The following is a 23433-nucleotide window of genomic DNA, read 5'->3' as shown; positions in this document are numbered from 1 at the left end:
TGAAACGCCCTGGAAATCCCGGAGGCTCCTGACCTTGGAAACGAGGATGCAGGTATGCCGAAGGAACAGTCGCCCGGGAAACCCACGACGCGTCGATACAGTGCCGAGGAGAAGGCCGCCGCGGTACGGATGGTCCGCACGCTCCGGGCGGAGCTGGGCACCGAGCAGGGCACGGTGCAGCGCGTTGCTCGCCAGCTCGGCTACGGAGTGGAATCGGTGCGCACCTGGGTCCGTCAGGCCGACATCGACGAAGGCCTGGCACCCGGGGTGACGACCGCGGAGTCGAAAAGGGTGCAGGAGCTCGAGCAGGAGAATCGAGAACTCAAGCGCGCCAACGAGATTCTGAAACGTGCAGCGAGTTTCTTCGGGGCGGAGCTCGACCGCCAACACAAGAAATAGTCGAGTTCATCGACGCCAATCGCGAGGAGTTCGGGGTCGAGCCCATCTGCACCGTCCTGCGCAGCGCAGGCCTGCAGGTGGCCCTGAGCACCTACTACGACACCAAAGCCCGGGTCCCGTCGGCGCGGGCCCTGCGGGACGCCGTCCTGGGGCCGGCGTTGTGTCAGCTCTGGAAAGACAACTACTGCGTCTATGGGGCCCGCAAGCTCTGGAAAACCGCCCGCCGCGAGGGTCATGACGTCGGCCGGGATCAGGTGGCCCGGCTGATGCGGGCCGCCGGCATCGAGGGAGTCCGGCGCGGCAAACGGGTCCGCACCACCAAACCCGACCCGGCCGCGGCCCGGCATCCGGATTTGGTGAAGCGCAACTTCACCGCGACCGCCCCGAACCAGCTCTGGGTGACCGACCTGACGTTCGTGCCGACCTGGGCCGGGGTGGCGTATGTGTGCTTCATCATCGACGCGTATTCGCGGATGATCGTGGGCTGGCGGGTAGCCTCGCATATGCGGACCTCGATGGTGCTCGACGCGTTGGAGATGGCGCGGTGGTCACGTGGAAATATGTTGCCAGGCTTGAGATGTCACTCGGATGCCGGGTCGCAATTCACCTCCATTCGCTACGGGGAAAGGCTCGCTGAGATCGGCGCAGTCCCGTCAATCGGGACCGTCGGGGACAGTTTCGATAACGCTCTCGCGGAGACGGTCAACGGCTACTACAAGGCCGAACTGATCTACGGCCCCGCCCGCACCGGGCCATGGAAAACCGTCGAAGACGTCGAGTTGGCGACGCTCAGCTGGGTCTACTGGCACAACACCAGCCGACTACACAGCTACCTCGGCGACATCCCACCTGCCGAGTTCGAAGCTGCGTTCTACGATGCATACCGGACCGACCAACCCTTGATCGGAATCCAATAGCCCGAGCCTCCGGGAAACCCAGGGCGTTTCAACACAGCTACCTCGGCGACATCCCACCTGCCGAGTTCGAAGCTGCGTTCTACGATGCATACCGGACCGACCAACCCTTGATCGGAATCCAATAGCCCGAGCCTCCGGGAAACCCAGGGCGTTTCACCGGGCCCCTTGAACTCCGATACCCTTCTGGTTATGCCACAGATCGGCCAGCTCGTCCGCTGCACCACCGGCGGCTGGATCACTTACCCACCGCAGCGCTGCCCCAACAATCACCCACTGGGACCTCGACAAGTCACTGTGGGCCACGCCGGCTGCAGCTGCGCCGGCGGGCACACCACCTGGTCATGCACCGCTTGCGGCGAAATCATATACGCGCCACCACTTTCCGTGCACTGCCGAATCCTCGACGGCCCATACCACCGCTAATAATGCCGGTTCCCCGCTCCGCCGCCGTCTCCACGTGGCTCTACTTGGTAACCGTCCGCCCATGAACCGCGAGCCGACGAGAACCCCGTAGCTGATCAACCAGTGAGGAGCCGAGGATTACTGAAGCAGACGCTGAACAGCTGGGTCGCGCCGCGTTCCTGGCCGGTCGGCCAGCATCACCACTCGCCGACGAGCGGATGTATGCCGAACTCAAAGACGCCGAGGTCGGCGAGAAAACACACCTGATGGCAGCCTTCAGTAAGGGCTGGCACGCGGAAAACATCTCCAAGCACGAGCGATAGCACACGCTATCCCACGAGGTTGACTCCATCGTGGGCGCGAGAGTGGATGTCCTCGTCGAAGGCGTCCAGTACGCGCACCGCGAAAGCTGGGGTCATCGAGGCTTTGACTTGCTCTGTAGTCATCCAACGAACTTCACGCGCTTCGGCGGTAGGGTGAGGGTCGCCGGCGGCCGGACGGCATCGGAAGACAAGGGCGGCGACGCCATGGGTGAGGTTCTTGTAGACACCGCTGAGGTGTTCCACCGTTACACGTAAACCGGTTTCCTCCAAGACTTCGCGTCGAACACCGTCTTCGAAGGATTCGTCTAGTTCTAAGACACCGCCGGGCGGCTCCCATTGGCCGTTGTCGGCTCGCTTGATCACGAGGACCCGGCCATCGGTCTTTATGACGATGCCGGCGACACTGACTGAGTGTTTCGGTGGGGTTGCCAATTCGGGGGCCTTCCGTCTCGGTTCAGCTGCGGAGTCGGCACTCGCCGGTTTGGTCAGCAGACTGCACGACTTCGGCGCGGTTGGTTGCTCATACCCCAGCAATCCTCCGGGCTCCGTGGATCCTCCGCGATACGCCGCCGCCATGCCCTCATAGAACGAGCACTTGTTGTCGTCGCTGAAGCCACGCAACGCCCGGTCGGTGATCTCCACAGTTCGGCCGTCGGGCTGGTTAAACTCCATCACCACATGATCACATCCCAATCCGAAATCTCTGGGCGATGTTAAGGGTCCTCTACTGTGCTGCGACGACGCTGTTAGCTGCCTGGGTTTACACCACCCGCACGCAAAACGTCGAGCCCTGAACGTCGCCGTGACGTTCCGTACGCTCGACCGCCCAGTCGCTCACCGTGTCAACGGACTGCAGCGCATCTTCTAGCTCCGCGCGGAGCTCACCGTCGTCGAGGCCGGCAGGTTCGCAGTAACTGAGCTGCTCCTCCACCTCGGCCCTGTCCACGTCCACCACATACATGATGGTTTCGGTCCTTATGATACGAAACGCCATCAGAGGCTCCCCCTTGTTGTTTTCCACGGGGCCAACGACTTTGACCCCAGCTTCCAAGTAGCCCAGCAACTGGCCCTACACTGGCGGCGTCGTCACAACACGTCGCCTCCTTCTCAGATCAGCGACTTAATCGCTATTTCGCCTTCCCTATAGACAGATATCGCCCGCCCCATTTCCGGACTATGCGGCCGGGCCCTGTCACGCAGTCTCGCTTGCGCGCGGCGGCCCGCAGAGCTGCAACACGCGCAGCCAGGCGCTATTCAGCTACTGCCGCACCGAGCGGACGCGATTGCTGCCCGGACGCCGTCATGACGACTTCGCGAACGCCGGCAGCGACAGGTCCGCGGGTGGCACTTGCTCACGGGGCCGATCGTGACCGAAACATCGACGTCGTCCTATCATCGCGGCCCTAATCAGCGTCCTTTGGCCCGAACCACAAACCCGGCCAGGTAGCCGTGTCACTGCCCCATTCCCGACACGGCCAGGTATCACACTCATAACTGTCATCCGAAGCAGCCACATGCTGCTGGCGATGGCCAACGCGCGCGGTGAGAACGGTACGCACTCAAGGGTTTTCCAGAGTACGCATGGGGGGAATAGGGATGACAATCAATGCCGCTGACCGCACTTCTGGCAGAGCCAGGGTCCCTGCTATCGCTGACTTTCGACACGATGGAGAGGTCTTGCTTTCATTTCAGGACTTGGGCCCAGACCAGTTTGGGCGACGTACGTTCTTTGCGTTTTGGATCGACGACAACGTGGGGCCACATCTGAACGAGCACGGTGTACGCGGCCAAGTGTTCGTCACTTGTCCAGCGGAGTTCATTGCTCGCCAGGAGACGCTGGGCGGAGCTGTTCGAATCATCGGCGGGAACACCCGATCACATGCGTCGTAACTTCTTGCACGCCCGCCTCGAGTCGCTCGGCCATTTCGATCCACAAGAGCCAATCCGATGAACCCCACACCTGGGCCGCGGTGCAACAGCAGACCTGCGCCGTCCTGAAGCCCTGCACGACACCGGCTACCACAACGAACACAGAGGGGGATGCATGGATAAATCCGAGATCGAAATGATCGAAACGGCACTAGCAAATTGGTATAAGTACGGCGACTCGGACAACGCCGACACAGCGATCGATCTTCTCGCAGAATTAGCCGGCTTCGCCATCACATACGATGATGTCCACGAGGCTGTCACATTGCACCGCAAGTGAACGATTCCTGCCGACAACAGTGAAGGCAGGCCGAACGGGACTGTCGCAATAACGGTGTAAGTGGCCTGACGGCCCCCGGTGTGTCGGGGGCGGAAAGGTCGCTTGATGACCGAGACTGTCGTGGCTGTGACGCCATCGCAGAACGCTAAGGAGCAGGCCGCTTCGGCGGCGATCGAGGTCCCCGAAGGTCGCGAGGTCGACGAGTTGGAAGTCGCCCGCGAATCGGTGCGCCAGGCCCGTGATGCTGGGGTGGCGCTGACCGGCCCCGATGGGCTGCTTAAAGCGATCACCAAGACGGTGATCGAAACCGCGCTCGACGAAGAGCTCTCCGAGCACCTGTTCGCGGGCATTCAGGGTGAGCACGTGGGGGTAGTGGCCCGGCGCTGAGGGTGAGCAGGGGGTGGGCTTGCCGTGCCCTGGTTTGTTGTTCGTGGTGCCGGGGCGGCACGGTGATCAGGTTATTGGTAGGCGACGGCCCTCCCGTCGTCTCTTGCCGGAGTGCTACGGGAGGGCCGTCTGTGCGCGCTTGGAGGCGCAGTGGTCACCGTAGAAGCAGATGTCGATCAAGTCGAGCGCAGGCTGGCGGCCGGTGAGCTGAGCTGCCCGTCCTGTGGTGGGGTGCTGGCGGGCTGGGGCCGGGCGCGGGTGCGGCAGTTGCGCGGCCCGGATGGGCCGGTGGAGCTGTGTCCGCGTCGGTCGCGGTGCACTGGTTGTCGGGTGACGCATGTGTTGTTGCCGGTAACGGCGTTGCTGCGTCGCGCCGACGCGGCAGCGGTGATCGTGTCCGCGCTGGCGACGAAGGCCACGCGCCGGGTGGGGTTTCGCCGGATCGCCGCGGATTTGGCTCGTCCGGCCGAGACGGTGCGCGGCTGGTTGCGGCGTTTCGCCGAGCGGGCCGAGGCGGTGCGCTCGGTGTTCACCGTGTGGCTGCGAGGAATCGATTTTGACCCGGTGATGCCGGATGCCGCCGGCGGCGTGTTCGCTGACGCGGTAGTGGTGATCGGCGCACTCGCGGCGGCCATCGGGCGCCGGTTTTCGCTGCCCGTGGTGTCGCTGGTCGAGACCGCGGTGGCGGTGTCGGGTGGGCGGTTGTTGGCGCCGGACTGGCCCGGCGAGCGGGTGCAACACGAGTCGACCCTGCCGTAACGGTCGATTGGGCCGTAAATCTGTGCGCTGTCGTGTGTTTCACGGACAGCAAAGGAGGCGGCCGGTGGCGGTCGGCGATGACGAGGAGAAGGTGCGGGCCGAGCGGGCCCGGGCGATCGGGCTGTTTCGGTACCAGTTGATCCGGGAGGCCGCTGATCCGGTGCACTCCACCAAGGAGCGGGGGAAGATGGTGCGCGAGCTGGCGTCACGCGAGCACACTGACCCGTTCGGGCGGCGGGTGCGCATCAGCCGGCAGACCATCGACCGCTGGATTAGGGACTGGCGGGCCGGCGGGTTTGATGTGCTGGTGCCCAGCTCGCGCCAGTGCACGCCGCGCACCCCGGCCGAGGTGCTAGAGCTGGCGGTGGCCCTGCGACGAGAGAACCCGGATCGCACCGCCGCGGCGATCCAGCGGATCTTGCGCACCCAGCTGGGCTGGGCACCCGACGAACGCACCCTGCAGCGCAACTTCCACCGACTCGGGCTCGCCGGCCCCACCGCGAAGGAATCACCGACGGTGTTCGGACGGTTCGAGGCCGCCGCGCCGAACGACCTGTGGACTGGGGATGTGTTGCACGGCATACGTATTCAGCTCCGCAAGACCTACTTGTTCGCGTTCTTAGATGATCATTCCCGGCTGTTGGCCGGCTACCGCTGGGGCCATGCCGAGGACACCGTGCGGCTGGCCGTAGCGCTGCGACCAGCACTCGCGTCACGCGGGGTGCCGCGCGCGGCGTATGTCGATAACGGATCACCGTTCGTCGATCGATGGTTGCTGCGGGCATGCGCGAAACTCGGTGTGCGCCTGATCCATTCCACCCCAAGCCGACCCGAAGGACGCGGGAAAATCGAGCGCTTCTTCCGCACCGTGCGCGATCAGTTCCTGGTCGAGATCACCGGCGAACCCGACGTCGCCGGCCGCCACCACGTCGCCGACCTCGCCGAGTTGAACCGGCTGTTCACCGCCTGGGTCGAAACCGTCTATCACCGAACCGTGCATTCGGAGACCGGGCAGACACCGCTGGACCGCTGGTGCGCCGGCGGCCCGTTTCCGTTGCCCAGCACCGAGACGCTGACCGAGGCGTTCCTATGGGAGGAGCACCGCCGTGTGACCAAGACCGCGACCGTGGCGCTGCACGGCAACTCCTATGAGGTCGACCCGTGCCTGGTCGGGCGGAAAGTGGAGCTGGTGTTCGACCCGTTCGATTTGACCCGCATCGAGGTCCGGGTCGCCGGCGCGCCGATGGGCCTGGCCATCCCGCACCACATCGGACGGCACTCACACCCGAAGGCCAAACCCGAAACCCCCACTGCGCCACCGCAACCGTCCGGCATCGACTACGCCAAGGTGATCGAGACGGCGCACGCCGCCGAACTCGCCCGCGGTGTCAACTACGCCGCCCTCACCGGGGCTGCCGACCAGATCCCCGGCCAACTCGACCTACTCACCGGCCAGGAGGCCCAACCGAAATGATGGACAAACTGATCTCCTACTACGGCTTTTCGCGCATGCCATTCGGCCGCGACCTGGCACCGAGCATGCTGCACCGCCACACCGCGCACAACGAAGCCATCGCCCGCATCAGCTGGTGTGTCGCCGACCGCCGCATCGGCGTGATCACCGGCGAGGTCGGCGCCGGTAAAACCGTCGCGGTGCGCGCCGCGCTGGCCGCCCTGGATGCCAGCCGCCACACCGTCATCTACCTGCCCGACCCCACCGTCGGCGTCCGGGGAATCCACCACCGCATCGTCGCCTCGCTCGGCGGGCAACCCCTGACCCACCACGCCACCCTCGCCCCGCAGGCCGCCGACGCGCTAGCCGCCGAACAAGCCGAGCGCGGACGCACCCCCGTCGTGGTCGTCGAGGAGGCACACCTGCTGGGCTATGACCAGTTGGAAGCGTTGCGGCTCTTGACAAATCACGACCTGGACTCCTCCAGCCCATTCGCCTGCCTGCTCATCGGCCAACCCACCCTGCGGCGGCGAATGAAACTCGGCGTGCTCGCCGCGCTCGACCAACGCATCGGGCTGCGCTACACGATGGCGCCCATGACCGACACCGAGACCGGCACCTACCTGCGTCATCACCTAAAGCTGGCCGGACGCGACGACGCCCTGTTCTCCGACGACGCCATCGGGTTGATCCACCAGACCAGCCGCGGTTATCCGCGCGCGGTCAACAACCTCGCCCTGCAAGCCCTCGTCGCCGCGTTCGCCGCCGACAAGGCCATCGTGGATGAATCCTCCACCCGCACCGCCGTTACCGAAGTCACGGCAGACTGAACACCACTCCGACACCCCGAACACCACCAACCCCGCCGGACGCCTGCCGGCGGGGTCATTTCAAGCCCACACATCCTCAACTTCAACGCCGCCAACATGCTCATCCTGAGTGCCGGTCAACAGCACCTGGGCTATGACAAGCATGACCGTGAAGGGCATGGAAGTGGCAACTCCCGCAACGGGACTCGTCCGAAGACGGTGTTGACCGATGCGTGCGGTGCCGTCGAGATCGACGTACCGCGCGATCGTGGCGGCAGCTTTGAGCCCCAGATCGTCAAGAAGCGCCAACGCCGGCTGACCGATGTCGATGAGGTGGTGTTGTCGCTGTATGCGCGCGGGTTGACCACCGGGGAGATCAGCGCCCATTTCGCCCACATCTACGGCGCCCAGGTGTCCAAGGACACCATCAGCCGGATCACCGATCGGGTGGTCGAGGAGATGACGGCTTGGCACACCCGGCCCTTGGAACGCGTTTACGCGGCGGTGTTCATCGACGCACTGCACGTCAAGATCCGCGACGGCCAGGTCGGGCCTCGGCCGATCTACGCGGCGATCGGGGTCGATCTCGCGGGCCATCGTGACGTGCTGGGCATGTGGGCCGGCGAGGGCGACGGGGAGTCAAGTATTGGCTGGCTGTCCTGACCGAGCTGCGCAACCGCGGGGTGGTCGACATCTTCTTCCTGGTCTGCGATGGGTTGAAGGGACTGCCGGCGTCGGTGAACGCGGTGTTCGCCGACACGATCGTGCAGACCTGCATCATCCATTTGATCCGGGGCACCTTCCGCTACGCCGGGCGCCAGCATCGGGATGCGATCGCCAAGGCGATCAAGCCGATCTACACCGCGGTCAACGCCGCCGCGGCCAAGGAGGCCCTGGATGCATTCGACGCCGAGTGGGGGCATCGCTACCCGGCGGCAATTGCGTTGTGGCGCAACGCCTGGGAGGAGTTCATTCCGTTTCTGGACTACGACACCGAGATAAGGAAGGTGATTTGTTCGACCAATGCGATCGAATCATTGAACGCCCGCTACCGTCGCGCCGTGCGGGTCCGCGGCCATTTCCCCACCGAGCAGGCAGCCCTCAAATGCCTATACTTGGTCACCCGGTCGCTGGACCCAACCGGGACCGGCCAAAGGCGGTGGGTTATGCGCTGGAAGCCAGCACTGAACGCCTTCGCGATCACCTTCGCCGACCGCATACCAGCCAGCGAGAACAACTAACCGAAGATGCCACTTACACCGTTAATCTGACGGACCCGGCCGAACCCGCGACGCCCCGATAGCTGGGGCGCGGGGGGTGTTCTGGTCAGACGACGTACACGTCGGGGTCTTTGTTGAGTGCCTCGGCGATCGTGTGGGCCCATGACTCGGCTTCGGTATCCGCGATGTGAACGCGGCCGGTCGCGGTGATCCCATACACTGCAGTTCCGTCAGCGATGAAACATGTGCGCATTCGTGGCTTTCCCCCTTGGTGTTAAAGAAAGGCAGGCATATCGGGTGGTGCTACACGAACCGCGATCATTGTGCTTCCTGCGCTATGGCCCCTCTGTGCCGCCGGCTATTTCAACCAAACGGTCTTGGAGCTCGCCGCGTAGCCAGTGTTTGAACGAGCACGGTTGTACGTCCGGCAGCTCGGCTTCCAGCTCTGCGACGTAGGCGTGGTACTGGTCATCGAGGTCGGCATCGTCTAGCTCTTCGCCTGTGCCGCGGTCACGGAACAACGCCACTGCCTTCCCCTTCTTGTTACGGTCCAGGCCTGGATGCGTCAGCGGTGCAGCGCACCCAGATCATCGACCCACCGCAGCGGGTAGCGGTCGGCGAGCTGGGCGATCGCCGCGTTCACGTTGGCTTCGATGCCCCCTCCGTAGCTGTAGACGAGGCGGGCGAGGTGTGTCGCTCCGAACATCGCTTCGCGAATCAGCTGCGATCCGTCATAGTCGGCTAGTACCTGCGCGCGGTAGCTCTCGTCGAGCACGCCTACCCGCAGCCACACTGGCAAGCCCTGCGATGGGACGTACCCGTGATAGTCGGTCCCCGCGGGGATCTTGAACTCCGGCGATTCTGTTGCGGCGGTGTGGAATTCAGCAGTTGCTATCCGAGCCGTTGGCGTCCCTAGCAGTGCCAGCATCTCCTCGGCCAGCTCTCGCGCCGTTATCGTCGGCGCGGAAACAAACACGCTATTGCTCGCCGTCATGTCATCCCCCGGTTCGATGGCGATCTGTTATCGGCTGTCTTTCGTTCTGGCGCTTTGCTTTCGGCGATTTCAGCCGATTTCCCACTCTGGTCGGCCGGGGAAGGCGATGCGGGTGCAGCCGAGGCCCCCGGCGCCGTAGTCGCGCAGCGGGCCAAACAAGACGCTCTCATCAGGCTCGGCATCACCGTCCCAAAACAGGGTGCCGGTGACATACAGCTCGCCGTCGTCGTCGTACATGCGGAACTCGTGGCGATGAGGGTAGCCGGTGGGCTTCCCGTCACCGTCCAGCCGCGCATCGCGCGGGCCGACCACGCCCACGCAGCTTTCCAACCCGATCCCCCACTCATCCACGCCGCTGCCCAGATGATCGCGATCGATACGCCACGCGTAAACACTCAATTGTCTTCCCCCCTTGGGGGAGCCTAAGCCGTGGTCTGGCCGTCTGAGATCCATCGACACGCCCGCCAGCCATAAACCATCAGCCAGTTTGGATTCGCCCTGCCCGAGAGCGGGCCGGTTACCGCGCTCCGTCGCCGATTGCGCTCACAACAGCGTTGTCTGCGTAGATGACGCGCATTACCAGCGCAGCCTCCGGCCCGATCACCGCCTCGAGCAGCGTCAAGTAGGTGTCAACGAACCGTGGGCCATGGTGAGCGCCGCCGCTCGTGTCGAGGTGATGGGCAATCTCGTGCAGCACAACGGTTTCCCGCAGCGCCCACAGGCTGCCGTGATCAGGTATCGCCATCACCGCCCCGCAGGGCTCGTAGTGGGCCTGGGTAGTGCCGCGCCGGGCCCGCACTGTAACGGGCCCGGGCGGGCCGAACCGCGCCACAACGGCGGGATGCGCTAACACTCGATCGATGTAGTCCTGCACGGATTGAAGTGATCCGAACCGGGCTTCCGGCGGTAGGGTCACCGTGATCCCGTTCACGGTGACTACGGGGTTGCCGCTCTCGGCGCAGTTCCGCAGCATGTTGCGCATGATTTCCTCGGCGTGGTAGACCCTGCTCTTCTGGACATCACGCTCAGCCATGGTCAGCTCGCTGCCCGTTCGATAGCCGCTGCGCGGCCGCCAATTGACGATGGGGCCGATAGTCGTGCGGCACGGCCGGCGCGGTCGCCGGCGTCACGACCCAACCGGGAGTTCACTCTCGATCGGTGCCCGCGATATGAGCCTCGCGCGGGCGAGCTGCCCTTGTAGTAGGAGTCAACGGTGGCGCGTTTCTCCGCGAGCACGATCGCGGTGCCGGCTGGCCGGTAGCAGCCGTGTCGTCGTTGTTGACCGCTTCGGCTTCGGCGGTGCGGCGAGCGGCGTGGAGGCGGCGAGCGACCTGAGACGCGAAGGCTGACTGGAATTCCAGTCGCGCGGTGACTTTGGTGACTGGTACCCGCCGCCACTCGTAGCAGTAGTAGCCGAGCACCTCATCGAAGGCCCGCACCTTGCGCCGAACTGTTTCGTTCTTGTACTCGCCGGTCGCCAGGAATGCGGTGCAGGCCATCACCATCTGGGTGAGCAAGCTGACGTAGAGAGTTTCGGTGATATCGATGTCCTCGGGGTAGCCGTAGGCGTACACCTTGGTGGCGGTGGTCTCGATGTCGACGCGCACGTCGTTGGCGGCCGCGATGCCCAGGAAAAGGTCGACGTAGGTACGCAGGCCGCGTTGGCGGCTCCTACCGATGGTGATGGTGCGTTGAACCGGGGTGGCCACGGGGTTGCGCGCGGCGGTGAAGGCGCGGGCCTTGGCCAGGTCGATCGCGTTCAGTGTCGCCAGTTGTTGTGCGCGTTCCATGTATGCGTCGCGTTCGTGTGGATTGTCAGTGTGTTCCGCCTTGTTAAGTAGGCCGGCGATGCGTTGCAGGTTCTTGTTCTCCGCGCACGTCATTTTCGACGTCTCTCCCCTTGTTGGTGTCTGGCAGCTTCCCCGCGGCTCGGGGGCGACATCGACCTTAGCATTTTTGTAGCGATACTCGCTACGTTATTGCCTCTTATTTTTGTGTCACTCTGCGCTACGATTCATCCGTGGCCTCACCCGACGAAACCAACCGCGAACTAGCCGACCAAATACAGGAAGCCGAGAAGGCGCGGCGACGCGCTCGCGCTGAAACTCACCGCGGCAACGCCGCCGGCCCGCACAGCAACGACGCCCGCGCACTGAAGCGGCCGGGCAAGGGCCATCGCCACGACTGGAAGCGAGAACTATGACCAAACACCGGCCTCCAACGCGGAAGGTGGGCAGGTGAGCCCCCGCCCCCGCGGTCGACCACCGGGCAGCATTCCCGAACCGGAGCGCTCCCGCCTGCTGTCTGCGCTACGTGCCGCTGATAAGGCCAACACCGCACTGCGCCACGCGGTCCGCGATGCACGGGCCGCTCACGGATCTGTCCGTGAAATCGCCGATCTATTAGGCAAATCGACGAACACCATCCAGCGCTGGACGCGTGATGACTACGAGAGGTGATGGCCTTACCAGGCCACCTTGGGCTGTTTGCGGCACTGTAATCATTCGTAGTCCAGCAGGCACGATATGTGCGCTCCCACAGCGCATCACGCGGCCTTTTCTAGAGCGTGCCGGCTATCTCGGTAAGGTAGTAGAACTCTGATCTGTTGGCGACGATGTCCCAATCGACTTGCAGCGCATCGCACAAATGCCGCAGGTCTCCGAGTAGGTCGCCCACGACCGTCTCTAATTCTTCGGTAAGGCTGGCTTCGTTGAGTTGCTTGGCGTACGCGATTAGCGCCCGCGCCGCCCAGCCCGCTCGAGTGTCGTTGTCCCGCTGGGCATCTTTACCTTCTCCGGTCAATGCCAGGGACCGCTTCGGTAGATCTTCGAGCAAGGAAGCCAGCTCCTTCACGCTCTCGCCCTGCAGTCCGTTAGCGAAAAATGGCTCCTGCCCCATGTAATCCCCCAATTCGACCGCCCCGGCGGCCAGCCGGGGCCGGTCACCGATACCGCGGCGAGAAATTCTGTCCCGACAAGCAGGACGCTAGCGCTCACCACCGACACTCTGGTTTGACGTGACTCCGCCATGGCCCGACCTACCGCGGTGAGCGTGTCGCACCCGACGAGCGGATGGGGAGCGTCTCTAACCTGGACTAGAGAGGCTGCACGCCCGTTGCGCCATAGACCCGTGCAGCCGCCGTGGGCATCTCTAATGCATCAGCCCTGTTCGCGGGGTAAGGAAGGGGAGGGTCGTTGAGGTTGCGACAACTCACGCTGTTGCTAGGGCTGGCCGACACGTCAGTCATCGGATTGATGCACTCGCGGCTGGAGGTAGTTCAGTGAGCGAGATGATCAGGGAGTTCGGCATCGAGTTCGTTGTTCCGGGCCGCGGCCGCGGCGTCTACGCGTCAAACTTCCGTTGCGCAACTGAGGCACAGGACTACATCGACAGCCGCATCGACAACGCGCTAGATCCGCAACTCGTTGTCCGTATGGCTACCCCTCGAACGTATGGCCACCAACCGCCTGAAGCCGCGACCGAGTGGCAGCCCTACAGGCTCGCGTTCTGCGACCTATCCGCCCCACCATGCAAAACGGTTGGTTATTGCTTCGGACACGAGCCGGTGATCGCATGACCGGCGTTACCCGGCGCGATCACCGGTGGCGGCGCGGTAGCGCAGCCCGGGCAAGGGTGGGGTGGGAGTGATGTCGGTTCCCCTTCGCTCCGCCGACGGCCGGCGGGTGCAGACAACGCCTGCCTGTGGTCGTACGGTATATCGGGTGAATCCATGGGATCCTGTGCCGTTGTCGCAGGCTGAGTTACCTGATCGAGTGACCCCGGCCTGGGTCGCCGAACAGTTCACGGGCTCCCCAGAGCGTTTCGGGCGTATCTTGCGGGCTCATCTAGTGTCATCGAAGAAAGGGGATCGCCGCTACACCCAGCAGGTGCGGATGCTGTGGCGATCGGTGGCGTTCCTGGATCGCCGGATGCGCAGCCGTGTACTCGAGATGCTCCAGAATTGGCGCGACCTCGCCGCCGCAGCGCTGGCCAACGAGGACCTCGACGACGCGACCCGCCGAACGCTCAAGCACTTCGGCAACGACGTCGGTGCTGCGATTCAACGTGTTCACCGCGAAGGCCGCGAAGCGATGGCCTGGGGCGGTAATGAGTTCATCAACTACCCGCTCAACGCGCGGATCGCGATTGAGGCCCTGGCGGTGGGAATCGACGAGCATCGCGCCGGCCGACTCGACAACGACGACTTGTACCGGCTCCTAGATGTCCTGCGCATAGATCCAGACACCGTTCCCACCGACACTGACGTTCCCGAGGACACACGCGAGCGCGTACGCGCCGCGGCGCGGTCAGGACAGGCGCTGGAAATCCCGCGCCTGCGCAACCAAGCAGACCGCTAATACATCAGGTCGTGCCGTGGCACAGCGGGCAGTGTCCGTGCCAGTAGCCGTGAGCGCAGGGGCGCGCCGACGCCGACGATGTGGCGTGCACGTTGATCGTCAATTCGGCGGCTCGGCGAGCGTTGTCAATGACCGCATACGCGGCCGCATCGGCGGGAGTCTCGAAGTGCTGCGGCATCATGGCTCCTTATGCCAGTAACTTGGGCGCGGATTGCGCGCGTCGTAATTGGGGATGCACGCCACAGGCGTTGCCTGCTGTCATGGTCGTAACCGCCTCATATCGTCGTCGTACTGGGCGTAGCGATGGGCTTCATCGACCGTGGCGAATTCCATGTACAGTCGGGCCCTTTCGCGGTTGATTGGGCATAGCGGCTCATCGGGATTCATGAAGTAGAGCTGCACCAGCTTTCCAGTGTTTAGAGTCAAGTAGATACCAGCGGTGCCATCGGCCCGCTCGCCGCCTGGCCCCTCGAACCTTCGCCATTGGAGGATCACTCATCCTCCTCGGGGATCGTGCAGTTCGTCACGCGCGGACGCGGACATTGACATTGTTGCCCCTGCTCCGTTGCCTCCCAGTGATAAGGCTCTTCTTAGTCGTCGTCGGGTCTCGTCTCGAACACAGTGCGGTCCACAACTTCGGGTTGCTTTAATGCGTCCCACTCGTCGACTGTGTCTCCGATTGACGCTTTTGCTTCTGCGTCCGCGATCGAGTCGGCCTCGACGATGTAGGTGCGCGACACCCGTTGCAGCTCCGCGGCATCCACAGTGAACCTCACGTTTGCGTCCTCCTCCATTGTTGTTCTAGCGGCTCGGCTTGAGCGGGATCCGCTGGCGCGGCCTGCCGTTACTCACCCTGGTCGCGCCAAAAGGTTATGCGCGCGAACATTTCGCCGTTATCGACCCGGTGAAAACTGCCCGTCGGGTAGGTCAGCGTATGGGTGACGTGAACGCCGTAGCGACCCCGGATAGAGCGCACTGCCTGATCAACCAACTGCTGGCTGGCGATCTTCGGGCCCCTATGGGATATGCCAGTCTCGTAGCCATCGACATCCAGCACTCGCAAGATGACGTTGTAGTTATCCGGTTTCATCGCCGGATGCCGTTGCCGCGCTCGATGTCGACTGAGATTTCGGCGTCGATCACACCGTCGAGGTCGTCGCGGTCTGTCCCGCCGTGCTCGGCCCACAGTTCCCACACTGTGTGGGCGTCCGACAAGTCGACGTCGTCAGGGACCTCGATACCGCGTTTGACATAGACCGCAGTTTCCTCAACCACGATCGTCACTAAGCGCATAACATCCTCATTTCCTCAGCGATCGCACGTTGCTGTATTCGCGGCCTTACCCTGGCCACGCCAGCGGATTGTCGACGGCTGCCACGATGCCGAACCATTCCGATGTCGACACACCCAGAGCCCCGGCCGCCGGGTTCGTGCTACCACGGCGTGGCTTCCACAAGCGCTTTCACGAACAACCATTCACCGCGAGCGGCGTCTTCACGGGTCCTGAACGTCGGCTGCTCACCGAACGGGCGAGGGTCACAAGCGATCCGCCACTTGCCGTCGGCGTAGTTGCGCGACACACAGCCGCACCCGCCGTTGGGCCACACGGTCTCTGCGACGTACCAGCCTCCGTGCCTCCACGCCTCGTATGTAAACGCTTGCGGCGGTTCGCCGGTCATGCGGTGCTTCGCCACGACAAGCGGACTTATGTACACGCCGCTGGGATGCTGATACCAGCCGCTGCGCGGCTCGCCCTTGTGTTCGACAGGAACCTGGCTCAGATCGATCTGGTAACCCACTTTCACTCCCCCTTGCCGACATCACCTGCTAACGGTCAGCGCACACTCGACGTCCTAGGCATCGACGATGGCTTCGTTCGCGATTGTTTCGATCGCGTCGGGAATCGACGAATGCGGAATACATTTGGCGATCGAATCGACCTCGGCATCGGTCAATGGCCTACGGGCCCAGCTCTCAAGCTGATCACGCGACAACGTGATTCCGTTGCGATCCATGCTGTCCCCCTTGGTGTTTCGCTCATTGCGGTGGAATTCACCCGCTGCTGTTCTACAGGCCTGCTATAAGCTGCTCGAACTCCGCTTTGTCCGCAAGAACGAGCGTCTCTAACTCTCCCGGATCCAGCCACGGCAACTGTTGGCACGCGATTGAACGGCGCGAGATATCCCTCATTAGGACGCTGGCAGCCCATTCCTCACCACGCTCTGCGAGCAACTTTCTCACGTCGGCGACAGCATCGGGATCAACAAAACGAGACCGCGAGGCAGCCATCCGCCCCTCGGTGTTTAGCCGAGCCAGTAACTCAGCCGGCAATATCGTTCGCGCCATCGTCTCCTCCGTCGCCATCGTGTCCTCCGTTTGGGTTTTATGAGCGGCTATGCAAGCCGTTGCTGATGCTGTTCTGCGGCAGGGTTTCTCTCATACGCACGGTCGCCATCGCCGGCGTCCACGCCGCCGAATTCAGGATCGTTACGTGTCTCAACCTCGCCGGAAGCCGCTGCGATGGCCTGTTGGTAGTCGTCGACCTGAACGTCGAATTTGCCGGAGCAGCACGGCGCGACATGAGACATGAACATGCTCATACCCGGGCGGTGGCACGAGCACTGGCATCCGCTAGGGGTGCATCCTTCTGTGATCATGGTTTCTCTGAGCTGAAATAGGCGTTTGTTTCCGCGGGGCGTGGCCTGCAATGCCGCCAGTCCGCCGATGCCATCAATCACAGCCTCCAAATCATCGCCGGACTCTGGAACCTTCAAACGCACAAGTAATTACGGGTCAACTCCTAGCGCGATTGGACTACCGCTTGCCAGAATTCCAACGCGGCCTCGTCTTGATCGGTGACCGTCGGCAGTCCAGTCGGAAAAGCTCGTAGCAGATCCTGGGTGACCCACTCGATTGTTTCTGAGTCCCATTCGGCAAGACTGCCCAACGTCGAAAACGCGCTCGCGACTGCCAGCTGGGCGGCCGCAGGATCGATCATTCGAGCGACAGCATGGATCGTTGCCTCCGTCATGACACACCCCCAGTTTGCCGGCGCGCCAGCCCGCGGCGCGGTCCACGACCTAGTGTGACCGGACAGCGGCGCCGCTTTATGGGAGCGACACGTCGCTCACCGACGTTCTTGCCCATCAGCCGCTGTCGGCCCCCAGCAGCGGCCTTAAGCGACGCTGGGGTGATCGGGCGCTAACGCTTACCTGCTTGCAACGGATGACCAGGAGCGGTCCGCCGGGTTGAAGAATGGCCGGTCACTGTCGAAGCGTGTGACGAGCGCCCAACCGCGGGCCGCATTGTCGGAATCTGTGGACACGACGCGGAAACCTATGCGGGCCGCTGCTTGCTCTATCACGCGTCATTGGTGATCGCTTCAGCGGTGAAGGTCTGCGCGATAACGGTGTTGGGGTCGTCGTCGTCCCAGTGCACTACCAGCTGGTGGCCGCTACGCTCGCGGTCTCGACAAACCGTCAGTATGTAATACATTCCCGGCCCCTGCATTCCGGTTGTTCTCATGAAACTGACCCGACAGTGTTCGTGCTCCGGCAACGAACCCTGGTAGTCGGTCACTTCCAGATTGCCCGATATCAGCAGCGGAATCGTGGTAGAGACACGCGATCACGCACGGAAATCGGCGGACAAAATTCGGTCGGCTTCGGGCACGGCATCTCCCCTTCCGCGCCGGCGACGCGGAAAAGCTGCCGGCACGCTCAGTTCCCCGCCCAGACCACGTCCGTCAACGTTTCGTCGGCCCCGATCCGGTCGCCTGGTCTAGCTGCCCACCATGGCTAGTTGGCGCCCACGGGCCGCCTCCACCAGGCGCCCGATTGCGTCGCTGATCAGACGTGGCCGTTCCAGCTCGAGCATGTGGCCAGCGCCGGGCACACATAGCACTTCGGCGTGAGGGAGAGCTTGAGCGATCCGCACCGAGTGACATATCGGCGTGATGTGATCGGCGTCGCCGCAGGCGACAAGTGCGGGCAGCGCCGCCAACGCAGCCAGACCGGCTGTTTCATCGTGACAGCGAAACGCCGACAGCAGGGCGGTGATCGTGACTATCGACGTCTCGGTGATCATCCGGGCACATCGCTGATTAGCCAGCGCCGCCGGACAATTCGCGACTGGAATGCCGATCAGCGGAGCCACTGAGCGGCGCGCGACCCTCCAGGCATGACCGGCGACTGTGGGCGCGCAACTCGCGGCCAAATGCAGCAATGGGACGGCCGGGGTTCGTAACGCTCGCCCGAGCCCACAGGTGTCTAGTCCGGCCGCCACGGTTGAAATCAGTCCGACCCCGCCGACGCGCTGCAAGGTCTGCGGGTAGCGGGCGGCGAACGCGAGGATTGTCATGCCTCCCATGGAGTGCCCGACGAGCACGCTGCGTTCGTGCGGCGACGTAGTTTCGGTGACCACTGAGTTCAGGTCCCCGGCCAGGGTGGGCAGCGTGTAGGTGGCTGGGTTGGCCGCGGCTGACGCTCCGTGGCCGCGGTGGTCATAGAACACGAGTTTGACGTCACTGCCGAGATCACGCACGAGGTGGCGCTGTTGCGGCGCCCAGGCATTCATGTTGAGGCAGAACCCGTGTGAGAACACGACTTTGACGGGCGCATCGTCGGGGCCGACTTCACGCACGGCGATCGCGGTGCCATCATTGGCGTGAACGATGCGCAATTTGGCTGCGCCCATGTCTATCTTCCCCCCGGCAAGACTGGTCGCGGCCGCGGTCTACGGCCTGTGTTTTCGGTGGTGAAGCGCGCCGCGCTCCCGAGCGTTATGGCGGGGACCGATGTGTGCAGCGCGACTGGTCTCGGCGCGTCCTCCGCAAGTCGACTGGCGTCGTGTGTGCACTGGAACGAATCCCCCTCCCCTATTCCTGATAGTGGCACTGCGAACACTCTGGAATGGGCCACCTGTGGGCGTGTCCCCTACTTTCTGGCCCGCCATATCGAGCTGGGCGCCCGCGATCGAGTGCTACTACAAGCAACGCGGGCAAGCGGTGTGCGCTGGCGCGCGCGTGACCACCCGGCGTAGGTCAACAGGGCCCGGGTCACAGAAATGCCGGCCCGGCGACACCGCAGAGGGGGATCAACGGTGCGACCGGGCCGGCAGCGTGCCATGAAACACGCTCTGCGCTACGAAGGTCGCGGCCCAGGGGGGAGAGGGCCGTTCCTCGAGCGCTGCTGTCAGCGTAGTCCGGACCGCACCGATTGGTGGGAGGTCCGCCGCGACGCACCGGAAATCCCGCCAAGCCGCCCCAGCCGATCAGACCATCGGGGCTGCAGAGGAAGCCCCGATGACGACGTGTCGCCGCCAATGACGGCCAGCCTCCGGGCGGTACCCTGCTCAGAGAACCAACCAGGGGGGACACTGGGGTGGCTGGACAGGCTCGAATCTACCCAAACACAGGTCATTACGACCTCGACCTCGCCAACTCTGGGGACGGCTGGTCCGGGACGTTCGCCGCCCTGGTGCGCGCTGCTGCTGACGATATCCTCGACGACGGCCCATTCGGGCCCGTTGAGGTCACGACCGGCAGCCACACGTTTACTGGCGTGTTGCTGCGCAGCGAGCCAAGCCGCCTGGTGTTGGGCCCCTTGGATGGCGGCGGTCACCACTGGTTGATCCCTACCGACAGCATTCTGCGCTTGCGGGCATGACGACTGCGCGACGACCGGCTCACCACTGCCCTCAACGGTCCTGTTCTCTGTCCCTCGCCGTCAGTCACCCATCCGCACCGACACCCGCGCCCGATAAGGAATTCTATGAGCACCCACACCAACACCGTTGTGCTGCAGTGCGAGCCCGCCAGCTCGGCAACACTCGTCACCGCCGTCCGCAACGGCGGCAGCAGTGTGGTCCTCGGGACGCCTGCGACCTGCATGACCGATGCGGACCGCGTTGCGATCGCCCGCGAATATGGCTTCCCGACGCGCGCTGAGCGCGAATACGCGAAACAGTTGTCGTTGGACTTCTTCCCTCAGTCGAGCGGCGCCGCCTTTTCGCCCTGTTGGACAGTCACATTCGACATGTCCGACTATTTCGCCGCCCTCGACGAGCTGTGACAGCAACCGCCGTGACGCGGGTTAGCGCAACCCAGGGGGACTATCGAAGATGAGGCACATTTCACCATCCACCACGATGTGTGAGCTTGCCGGGCAGCAGATCACACCGGAGCAATGGGGCGGCCAGGCCTGCGCGCAGTTCTTCACCGTTGACGTCGCGGACGCTCACGGCGCGGCTGCCGTCTGGATCGCCGATCCGCTGCGCTACCACGCCGATTTCCTTGGCGCCCACACGTGGTCTGTCATCGCCGGCGCTGACGGCTGCCTGCACCCTCAGGCGGCCAAGCTCGCTGTCGAGGTCCTCGCTGAGCGTCTCGCCGCAGAGGCTGGGATCATCACGACCGTTGTCCATGCGGTCGGATTGGAGACCTCGCCGGCCGGGCCAGCGTTCGCCGTGATCGTCCACGCACCCTACACCGCTGGCGAGTCTTTCGATCAGTGGCTGCAGCGATGTGGCTGGCCGATCATGGCTACGGTCGTCAATATCACCGACCCCGGCACCTACAACAGCCCATATCTGTACCGTGAAGTCGCACAACGCATTTCCGTGCACCAGCCAGGCTGAAACCGCGGGAGGCCACAGTCCTGCCAGTGTTCTTCAGCGCCATAAGCGCCACCCGCCACGGCATAACACCCAGATGGGCAGTGGCAAGACACGCCCGGGACAGCCGCGCAGCGATCACGATAGACTGCTGCTATTCACTGGCGTCGTTGTTTGGCCGCCTATGTTCACATCCGTTGTCAGAACCGAAACATGTTTCTCCACTGCTGATGTCACCTTCTAACGAGGCCACCGTGTTAACCACGTATCAGGGTCACTGCCCGCCATGACCAACCTCATCGCAGCGCGAGATCTCCGTCGGCTGTTGCTGGGCATGTTGGGTGATACCGCAGCGGTGTCGTCGACGGCCGATCTTCGGCGCGCTTTAGCAGATACGTTAGGTACCAACGTGGTTCATGAAGTTGTCTACCGCAACCTCAAGATCCTGGAGAAGCGGGGCCAGGTGACCCGCCACGGTGCAGTAGGCCGACACTGCTACTGGCAATTACGCGTCGACCAACCCCGTCGTGCATCAATAGCGTGACGTCCTGTCGCGGTGTGTCCACTACCGACACGCGCTCGGTTGCTGGCGCGAGCAATTGCGATCAGCAGCCGCGCGACCAATATCGGACGCCGGAGCTTTCGTAGAGCGCCTTCAGCTGGTTGTCGGACGGCAATTCGTCTGTCGCGTAGGCGAAGGTTGCGCTTTCGTCGTATAGCACTATCGATCTGCGGACGTCGAGATGTGCCCGATGAAGGAGCCCGGCGTTAATGAACGCGACCATCAGGCCGCGGTTCACCTCACGTTGCATCGGGCTCAGTTCGCTGGGATCGATTTCTATTACAGTGTCGGCCATCGCGAATCCCCCCTTTTGTCCTGCGATGGTGATGTTGGTTGCCGGCTACTGCGATCCGGGTCTGGGCTCAAGCGACGGCAATGATCTGCTCGGCCTTCAAGACAACCTGCTCCCAGCCCACACTTGCGACAGCCCAGGCGGTCTCGCCGAGAACCACAACGTCGCCGACGCTGAGACTGCGGTGCCGGTCTTCGCGGTAGCGCACTGCCCACCACGCGGTGGGATCGTCGATGTTGAGTTCGCGGAAGATCGTGTGCAGGGCCGACGCCACACCGTCTGCGGATTGGCTTAGCACCACGGCGTCGAAGTCGAACGATGCGGCTTTGGTCAATAGGTGCCCGTCTTTGTAGCCGAAGAAGTGATCTGGCGACTCATTCAGATAGACATCGGCGCGAACACTCATTCTTCATTTCCCCCTTGGTTGTGTGATCTGACAACATGTTTCGGACTGCACGCTGCTCTACCGGGCTGTCCGGGGATGGCCGCAGTCGTGCCACGGCAGCCCCTTGGTGGTGAGCCAGTTCTTGACCAGCTCGAGCCGATCGGCCGCATCGGCCACACCGTCGGTGCTCGTCATGACCACACCGTGCCAGCATTCGACGTGCGCCCATTGCACATCGCCGGCGGTGTAGTCGATGTGCACACTGGTGTCGCCGTGGCGCCAGATGTGCATGCGCCCCGGCGAGAAACCGTCGTAGTCGAGTTGCCAGCCGTGCCCGCTGACAACGCCGACTACTTGTTGGATCCCCGGCATGTCCCCCCTTGGTGCCTCAGCGCACCGATCTGGACATTAACGACCTGCAGGCTGGGTTTCTGGCTTCGCCACGGCCGCGGTGCGGATTCTTCGGGAGCCCGGGGCGGCCCGGCGTGTCCCGCGCCTGGAGAACACACCTGTCTGGGCCGCGGGCCTGGGAATACCGGGCGCCGATGTGCCCGAAGTGGCCCAATTCGAGTGGACTGACCGCCCGGCATCAGCATTGCCAGCCGTCCTGGCTTTCCTGCCAAGCCGCTATTGCGCCAGTTCGCCGCGGATCGCATCGACGAGCCTCGCGCCGGCCGCGGTCAGGCTGTCGCCGTGTCCGAGCCCGCGCACGTGCTCAATGGCGCAGCTGAGCTCGGCGCACTTCTGTTGTAGTTGTTCAACCTGTACATCGCGGATTTCGCGGAACTCGTGCAGCACAACGCTATCCACGAGCTGCAGTAGAGCAAGCGCTTCGTGCAGGACTGCACTGTGCAGTCGCTGGCGTTGCCACCGGCCGGTCACACTGCTCAGCCATGCCCGCGCATCAAGGAGCTCTCGGCGAGACGCAATGCCATCTCCTCTCGGGGGTGTGGTCATATTCGCAGGGGCTCCTCGTATTCGGCGCGCACCGCGGCGATGGCTTCGTCGACGGTACGGCCTTGCCCGCTGGCCGCGAACAGACCCTCCTCCCAGTAGCCAGTGTCGATGCGTGGATCCTGGTAGGCGCCCTCTACGACGTACTCGACTTGGATCTCACCGTTTTCCCAATGCCCGACCACGGTCCAGGTCTGCAGATCACCATTCATGAACTACCCCTTCGGTTTATCGGCTGGCACGCTATGCGGCTTCGGCGAGCAGGATTTGGCCTCCCGGGTTCTGACCGGCCTGGATCATTGCAGGTGCCCAGGAGCCGAACCAGTGTGTGTGATCTCTGCGCGGGCACGGCGCGCACTGTCGCATTGGCACGGTTCTGCGCTTCCGACGACTTCCTC

General features: G+C 63.6%; 37 protein-coding genes, 2 pseudogenes and 1 other annotated feature. Of the genes and pseudogenes, 14 read left to right on the top strand and 25 right to left on the bottom strand.

Annotated features, from left to right (window positions below):
• The first annotated feature begins 54 nt into the window (after nt 1-54).
• A protein-coding gene (locus H7I87_RS00615; protein WP_085989543.1) for an IS3 family transposase occupies nt 55-1316 on the top strand; the annotation gives its coding sequence in 2 pieces (ribosomal slippage) (nt 55-358 and nt 358-1316; 1263 coding nt in all).
• Nucleotides 354-485, top strand: a sequence feature (AL1L pseudoknot). (Overlaps the previous gene by 132 nt.)
• Before the next feature lie 731 nt (nt 1317-2047).
• On the opposite strand, the gene H7I87_RS00610 is transcribed toward H7I87_RS00615, so the two are convergent.
• A complete protein-coding gene (locus H7I87_RS00610) occupies nt 2048-2473 on the bottom strand; it encodes an NUDIX hydrolase (protein WP_083071507.1) in 426 nt (141 codons plus the stop codon).
• Nucleotides 2474-2801: 328 nt separating this feature from the next.
• Nucleotides 2802-3104: a hypothetical protein gene (locus tag H7I87_RS00605; RefSeq protein ID WP_083071461.1), complete on the bottom strand. Its 303-nt coding sequence runs from the start codon at nt 3102-3104 to the stop codon at nt 2802-2804.
• 981 nt (nt 3105-4085) lie between these two features.
• Between H7I87_RS00605 and H7I87_RS00600 the strand changes: the two genes are divergently transcribed.
• The 6 genes and pseudogenes from H7I87_RS00600 (at nt 4086) to H7I87_RS00575 (ending at nt 8899) form a co-directional block, all read left to right on the top strand.
• The gene (locus H7I87_RS00600; RefSeq protein ID WP_158084988.1) at nt 4086-4250 is read left to right on the top strand and encodes a hypothetical protein; all 165 of its coding nucleotides are present in this window, start codon (nt 4086-4088) and stop codon (nt 4248-4250) included.
• A 102-nt stretch (nt 4251-4352) separates the two neighbouring features.
• Nucleotides 4353-4589: pseudogene (locus tag H7I87_RS00595) on the top strand (IS256 family transposase); the annotation flags it as partial.
• Nucleotides 4590-4787: 198 nt separating this feature from the next.
• Nucleotides 4788-5396, top strand: coding sequence for a hypothetical protein (locus H7I87_RS00590; protein WP_083071462.1), 609 nt, complete (start codon nt 4788-4790; stop codon nt 5394-5396).
• Between the two features lie 64 nt (nt 5397-5460).
• Complete coding sequence (locus tag H7I87_RS00585; RefSeq protein ID WP_083071463.1) at nt 5461-6870, top strand: DDE-type integrase/transposase/recombinase; 1410 nt, start codon at nt 5461-5463, stop codon at nt 6868-6870.
• A complete protein-coding gene (locus tag H7I87_RS00580; protein WP_083071464.1) occupies nt 6867-7679 on the top strand; it encodes an ExeA family protein in 813 nt (270 codons plus the stop codon). The genes H7I87_RS00585 and H7I87_RS00580 overlap by 4 nt, the downstream gene beginning before the upstream one ends.
• A gap of 96 nt (nt 7680-7775) precedes the next feature.
• Nucleotides 7776-8899, top strand: a pseudogene (locus tag H7I87_RS00575) (IS256 family transposase).
• A 314-nt stretch (nt 8900-9213) separates the two neighbouring features.
• Here the strand turns inward: H7I87_RS00575 and H7I87_RS00570 are convergent.
• From H7I87_RS00570 to H7I87_RS00550, 5 genes are all read right to left on the bottom strand, one after another.
• Nucleotides 9214-9405 (bottom strand): hypothetical protein, encoded by a 192-nt coding sequence (locus H7I87_RS00570; RefSeq protein ID WP_083071465.1) that lies wholly within the window; start codon nt 9403-9405, stop codon nt 9214-9216.
• A 38-nt stretch (nt 9406-9443) separates the two neighbouring features.
• Nucleotides 9444-9872, bottom strand: a complete 429-nt coding sequence (locus H7I87_RS00565) for a hypothetical protein (protein ID WP_139800115.1) — start codon at nt 9870-9872, stop codon at nt 9444-9446.
• Between the two features lie 69 nt (nt 9873-9941).
• Nucleotides 9942-10271 (bottom strand): hypothetical protein, encoded by a 330-nt coding sequence (locus H7I87_RS00560; RefSeq protein WP_244179120.1) that lies wholly within the window; start codon nt 10269-10271, stop codon nt 9942-9944.
• A gap of 118 nt (nt 10272-10389) precedes the next feature.
• Complete coding sequence (locus H7I87_RS00555) at nt 10390-10905, bottom strand: TIGR04338 family metallohydrolase (protein ID WP_083071468.1); 516 nt, start codon at nt 10903-10905, stop codon at nt 10390-10392.
• Between the two features lie 112 nt (nt 10906-11017).
• Nucleotides 11018-11755 (bottom strand): DUF2786 domain-containing protein, encoded by a 738-nt coding sequence (locus tag H7I87_RS00550; protein WP_417568528.1) that lies wholly within the window; start codon nt 11753-11755, stop codon nt 11018-11020.
• Between the two features lie 137 nt (nt 11756-11892).
• Between H7I87_RS00550 and H7I87_RS00545 the strand changes: the two genes are divergently transcribed.
• The gene (locus H7I87_RS00545; RefSeq protein WP_083071469.1) at nt 11893-12075 is read left to right on the top strand and encodes a hypothetical protein; all 183 of its coding nucleotides are present in this window, start codon (nt 11893-11895) and stop codon (nt 12073-12075) included.
• Between the two features lie 356 nt (nt 12076-12431).
• On the opposite strand, the gene H7I87_RS00540 is transcribed toward H7I87_RS00545, so the two are convergent.
• Entirely contained in the window at nt 12432-12725 is a 294-nt protein-coding gene (locus tag H7I87_RS00540) for a hypothetical protein (protein ID WP_244179122.1), read from the bottom strand.
• A 427-nt stretch (nt 12726-13152) separates the two neighbouring features.
• Here H7I87_RS00540 and H7I87_RS00535 point away from each other — a divergent pair, with 427 nt between their 5' ends.
• Together H7I87_RS00535 and H7I87_RS00530 are read left to right on the top strand one after the other, a co-directional pair.
• Entirely contained in the window at nt 13153-13449 is a 297-nt protein-coding gene (locus tag H7I87_RS00535; RefSeq protein WP_083071471.1) for a hypothetical protein, read from the top strand.
• Between the two features lie 271 nt (nt 13450-13720).
• Nucleotides 13721-14230 carry a hypothetical protein gene (locus tag H7I87_RS00530; protein WP_139800116.1) on the top strand — a complete coding sequence of 170 codons (510 nt, stop codon included), beginning with the start codon at nt 13721-13723 and terminating at the stop codon, nt 14228-14230.
• Between the two features lie 4 nt (nt 14231-14234).
• On the opposite strand, the gene H7I87_RS00525 is transcribed toward H7I87_RS00530, so the two are convergent.
• The 12 genes from H7I87_RS00525 to H7I87_RS00470 form a co-directional block, all read right to left on the bottom strand.
• Nucleotides 14235-14408, bottom strand: a complete 174-nt coding sequence (locus H7I87_RS00525) for a hypothetical protein (RefSeq protein WP_158085024.1) — start codon at nt 14406-14408, stop codon at nt 14235-14237.
• 80 nt (nt 14409-14488) lie between these two features.
• A complete protein-coding gene (locus tag H7I87_RS00520; protein ID WP_139800117.1) occupies nt 14489-14725 on the bottom strand; it encodes a hypothetical protein in 237 nt (78 codons plus the stop codon).
• 95 nt (nt 14726-14820) lie between these two features.
• Entirely contained in the window at nt 14821-15006 is a 186-nt protein-coding gene (locus H7I87_RS00515; RefSeq protein WP_139800118.1) for a hypothetical protein, read from the bottom strand.
• Between the two features lie 68 nt (nt 15007-15074).
• A complete protein-coding gene (locus H7I87_RS00510; RefSeq protein WP_083071474.1) occupies nt 15075-15320 on the bottom strand; it encodes a hypothetical protein in 246 nt (81 codons plus the stop codon).
• Nucleotides 15317-15514 carry a hypothetical protein gene (locus H7I87_RS00505; RefSeq protein WP_083071475.1) on the bottom strand — a complete coding sequence of 66 codons (198 nt, stop codon included), beginning with the start codon at nt 15512-15514 and terminating at the stop codon, nt 15317-15319. Before H7I87_RS00505 ends, H7I87_RS00510 begins: the two co-directional genes overlap by 4 nt.
• Nucleotides 15515-15663: 149 nt before the next feature.
• Nucleotides 15664-16029 (bottom strand): hypothetical protein, encoded by a 366-nt coding sequence (locus tag H7I87_RS00500; protein ID WP_244179124.1) that lies wholly within the window; start codon nt 16027-16029, stop codon nt 15664-15666.
• A gap of 54 nt (nt 16030-16083) precedes the next feature.
• A complete protein-coding gene (locus H7I87_RS00495; RefSeq protein ID WP_167380289.1) occupies nt 16084-16245 on the bottom strand; it encodes a hypothetical protein in 162 nt (53 codons plus the stop codon).
• Between the two features lie 52 nt (nt 16246-16297).
• A complete protein-coding gene (locus H7I87_RS00490; protein ID WP_083071476.1) occupies nt 16298-16594 on the bottom strand; it encodes a hypothetical protein in 297 nt (98 codons plus the stop codon).
• 29 nt (nt 16595-16623) lie between these two features.
• Complete coding sequence (locus H7I87_RS00485; RefSeq protein ID WP_139800119.1) at nt 16624-16830, bottom strand: hypothetical protein; 207 nt, start codon at nt 16828-16830, stop codon at nt 16624-16626.
• Between the two features lie 200 nt (nt 16831-17030).
• Nucleotides 17031-17261 (bottom strand): hypothetical protein, encoded by a 231-nt coding sequence (locus H7I87_RS00480; protein WP_139800120.1) that lies wholly within the window; start codon nt 17259-17261, stop codon nt 17031-17033.
• A 329-nt stretch (nt 17262-17590) separates the two neighbouring features.
• Nucleotides 17591-17809, bottom strand: coding sequence for a hypothetical protein (locus H7I87_RS00475; protein WP_083071477.1), 219 nt, complete (start codon nt 17807-17809; stop codon nt 17591-17593).
• A 201-nt stretch (nt 17810-18010) separates the two neighbouring features.
• On the bottom strand, nt 18011-18925 hold the full coding sequence (locus H7I87_RS00470; RefSeq protein WP_083071478.1) for an alpha/beta fold hydrolase: 915 nt from the start codon (nt 18923-18925) through the stop codon (nt 18011-18013).
• 686 nt (nt 18926-19611) lie between these two features.
• Here H7I87_RS00470 and H7I87_RS00465 point away from each other — a divergent pair.
• From H7I87_RS00465 to H7I87_RS00450, 4 genes are all read left to right on the top strand, one after another.
• Nucleotides 19612-19896: a hypothetical protein gene (locus tag H7I87_RS00465; protein ID WP_083071479.1), complete on the top strand. Its 285-nt coding sequence runs from the start codon at nt 19612-19614 to the stop codon at nt 19894-19896.
• 105 nt (nt 19897-20001) lie between these two features.
• Nucleotides 20002-20301, top strand: coding sequence for a hypothetical protein (locus H7I87_RS00460; RefSeq protein WP_083071480.1), 300 nt, complete (start codon nt 20002-20004; stop codon nt 20299-20301).
• A 76-nt stretch (nt 20302-20377) separates the two neighbouring features.
• A complete protein-coding gene (locus H7I87_RS00455; RefSeq protein ID WP_083071481.1) occupies nt 20378-20866 on the top strand; it encodes a hypothetical protein in 489 nt (162 codons plus the stop codon).
• Between the two features lie 262 nt (nt 20867-21128).
• Nucleotides 21129-21386 carry a Fur family transcriptional regulator gene (locus H7I87_RS00450; protein ID WP_139800121.1) on the top strand — a complete coding sequence of 86 codons (258 nt, stop codon included), beginning with the start codon at nt 21129-21131 and terminating at the stop codon, nt 21384-21386.
• A 61-nt stretch (nt 21387-21447) separates the two neighbouring features.
• On the opposite strand, the gene H7I87_RS00445 is transcribed toward H7I87_RS00450, so the two are convergent.
• From H7I87_RS00445 to H7I87_RS00425, 5 genes are all read right to left on the bottom strand, one after another.
• Complete coding sequence (locus H7I87_RS00445) at nt 21448-21699, bottom strand: hypothetical protein (protein WP_083071482.1); 252 nt, start codon at nt 21697-21699, stop codon at nt 21448-21450.
• Nucleotides 21700-21766: 67 nt separating this feature from the next.
• Entirely contained in the window at nt 21767-22102 is a 336-nt protein-coding gene (locus H7I87_RS00440) for a hypothetical protein (protein WP_083071483.1), read from the bottom strand.
• 57 nt (nt 22103-22159) lie between these two features.
• Complete coding sequence (locus tag H7I87_RS00435) at nt 22160-22453, bottom strand: hypothetical protein (RefSeq protein ID WP_083071484.1); 294 nt, start codon at nt 22451-22453, stop codon at nt 22160-22162.
• Nucleotides 22454-22708: 255 nt separating this feature from the next.
• Nucleotides 22709-22879 (bottom strand): hypothetical protein, encoded by a 171-nt coding sequence (locus H7I87_RS00430; protein WP_158084989.1) that lies wholly within the window; start codon nt 22877-22879, stop codon nt 22709-22711.
• Nucleotides 22880-23034: 155 nt separating this feature from the next.
• The gene (locus H7I87_RS00425) at nt 23035-23247 is read right to left on the bottom strand and encodes a hypothetical protein (protein WP_083071486.1); all 213 of its coding nucleotides are present in this window, start codon (nt 23245-23247) and stop codon (nt 23035-23037) included.
• Between the last annotated feature and the right edge of the window lie 186 nt (nt 23248-23433).

It is taken from the genome of Mycobacterium timonense, assembly GCF_025821985.1.
Taxonomy (GTDB): Bacteria; Actinomycetota; Actinomycetes; order Mycobacteriales; family Mycobacteriaceae; genus Mycobacterium; species Mycobacterium avium.
This window is presented reverse-complemented; position numbering and strand designations above follow the sequence as displayed.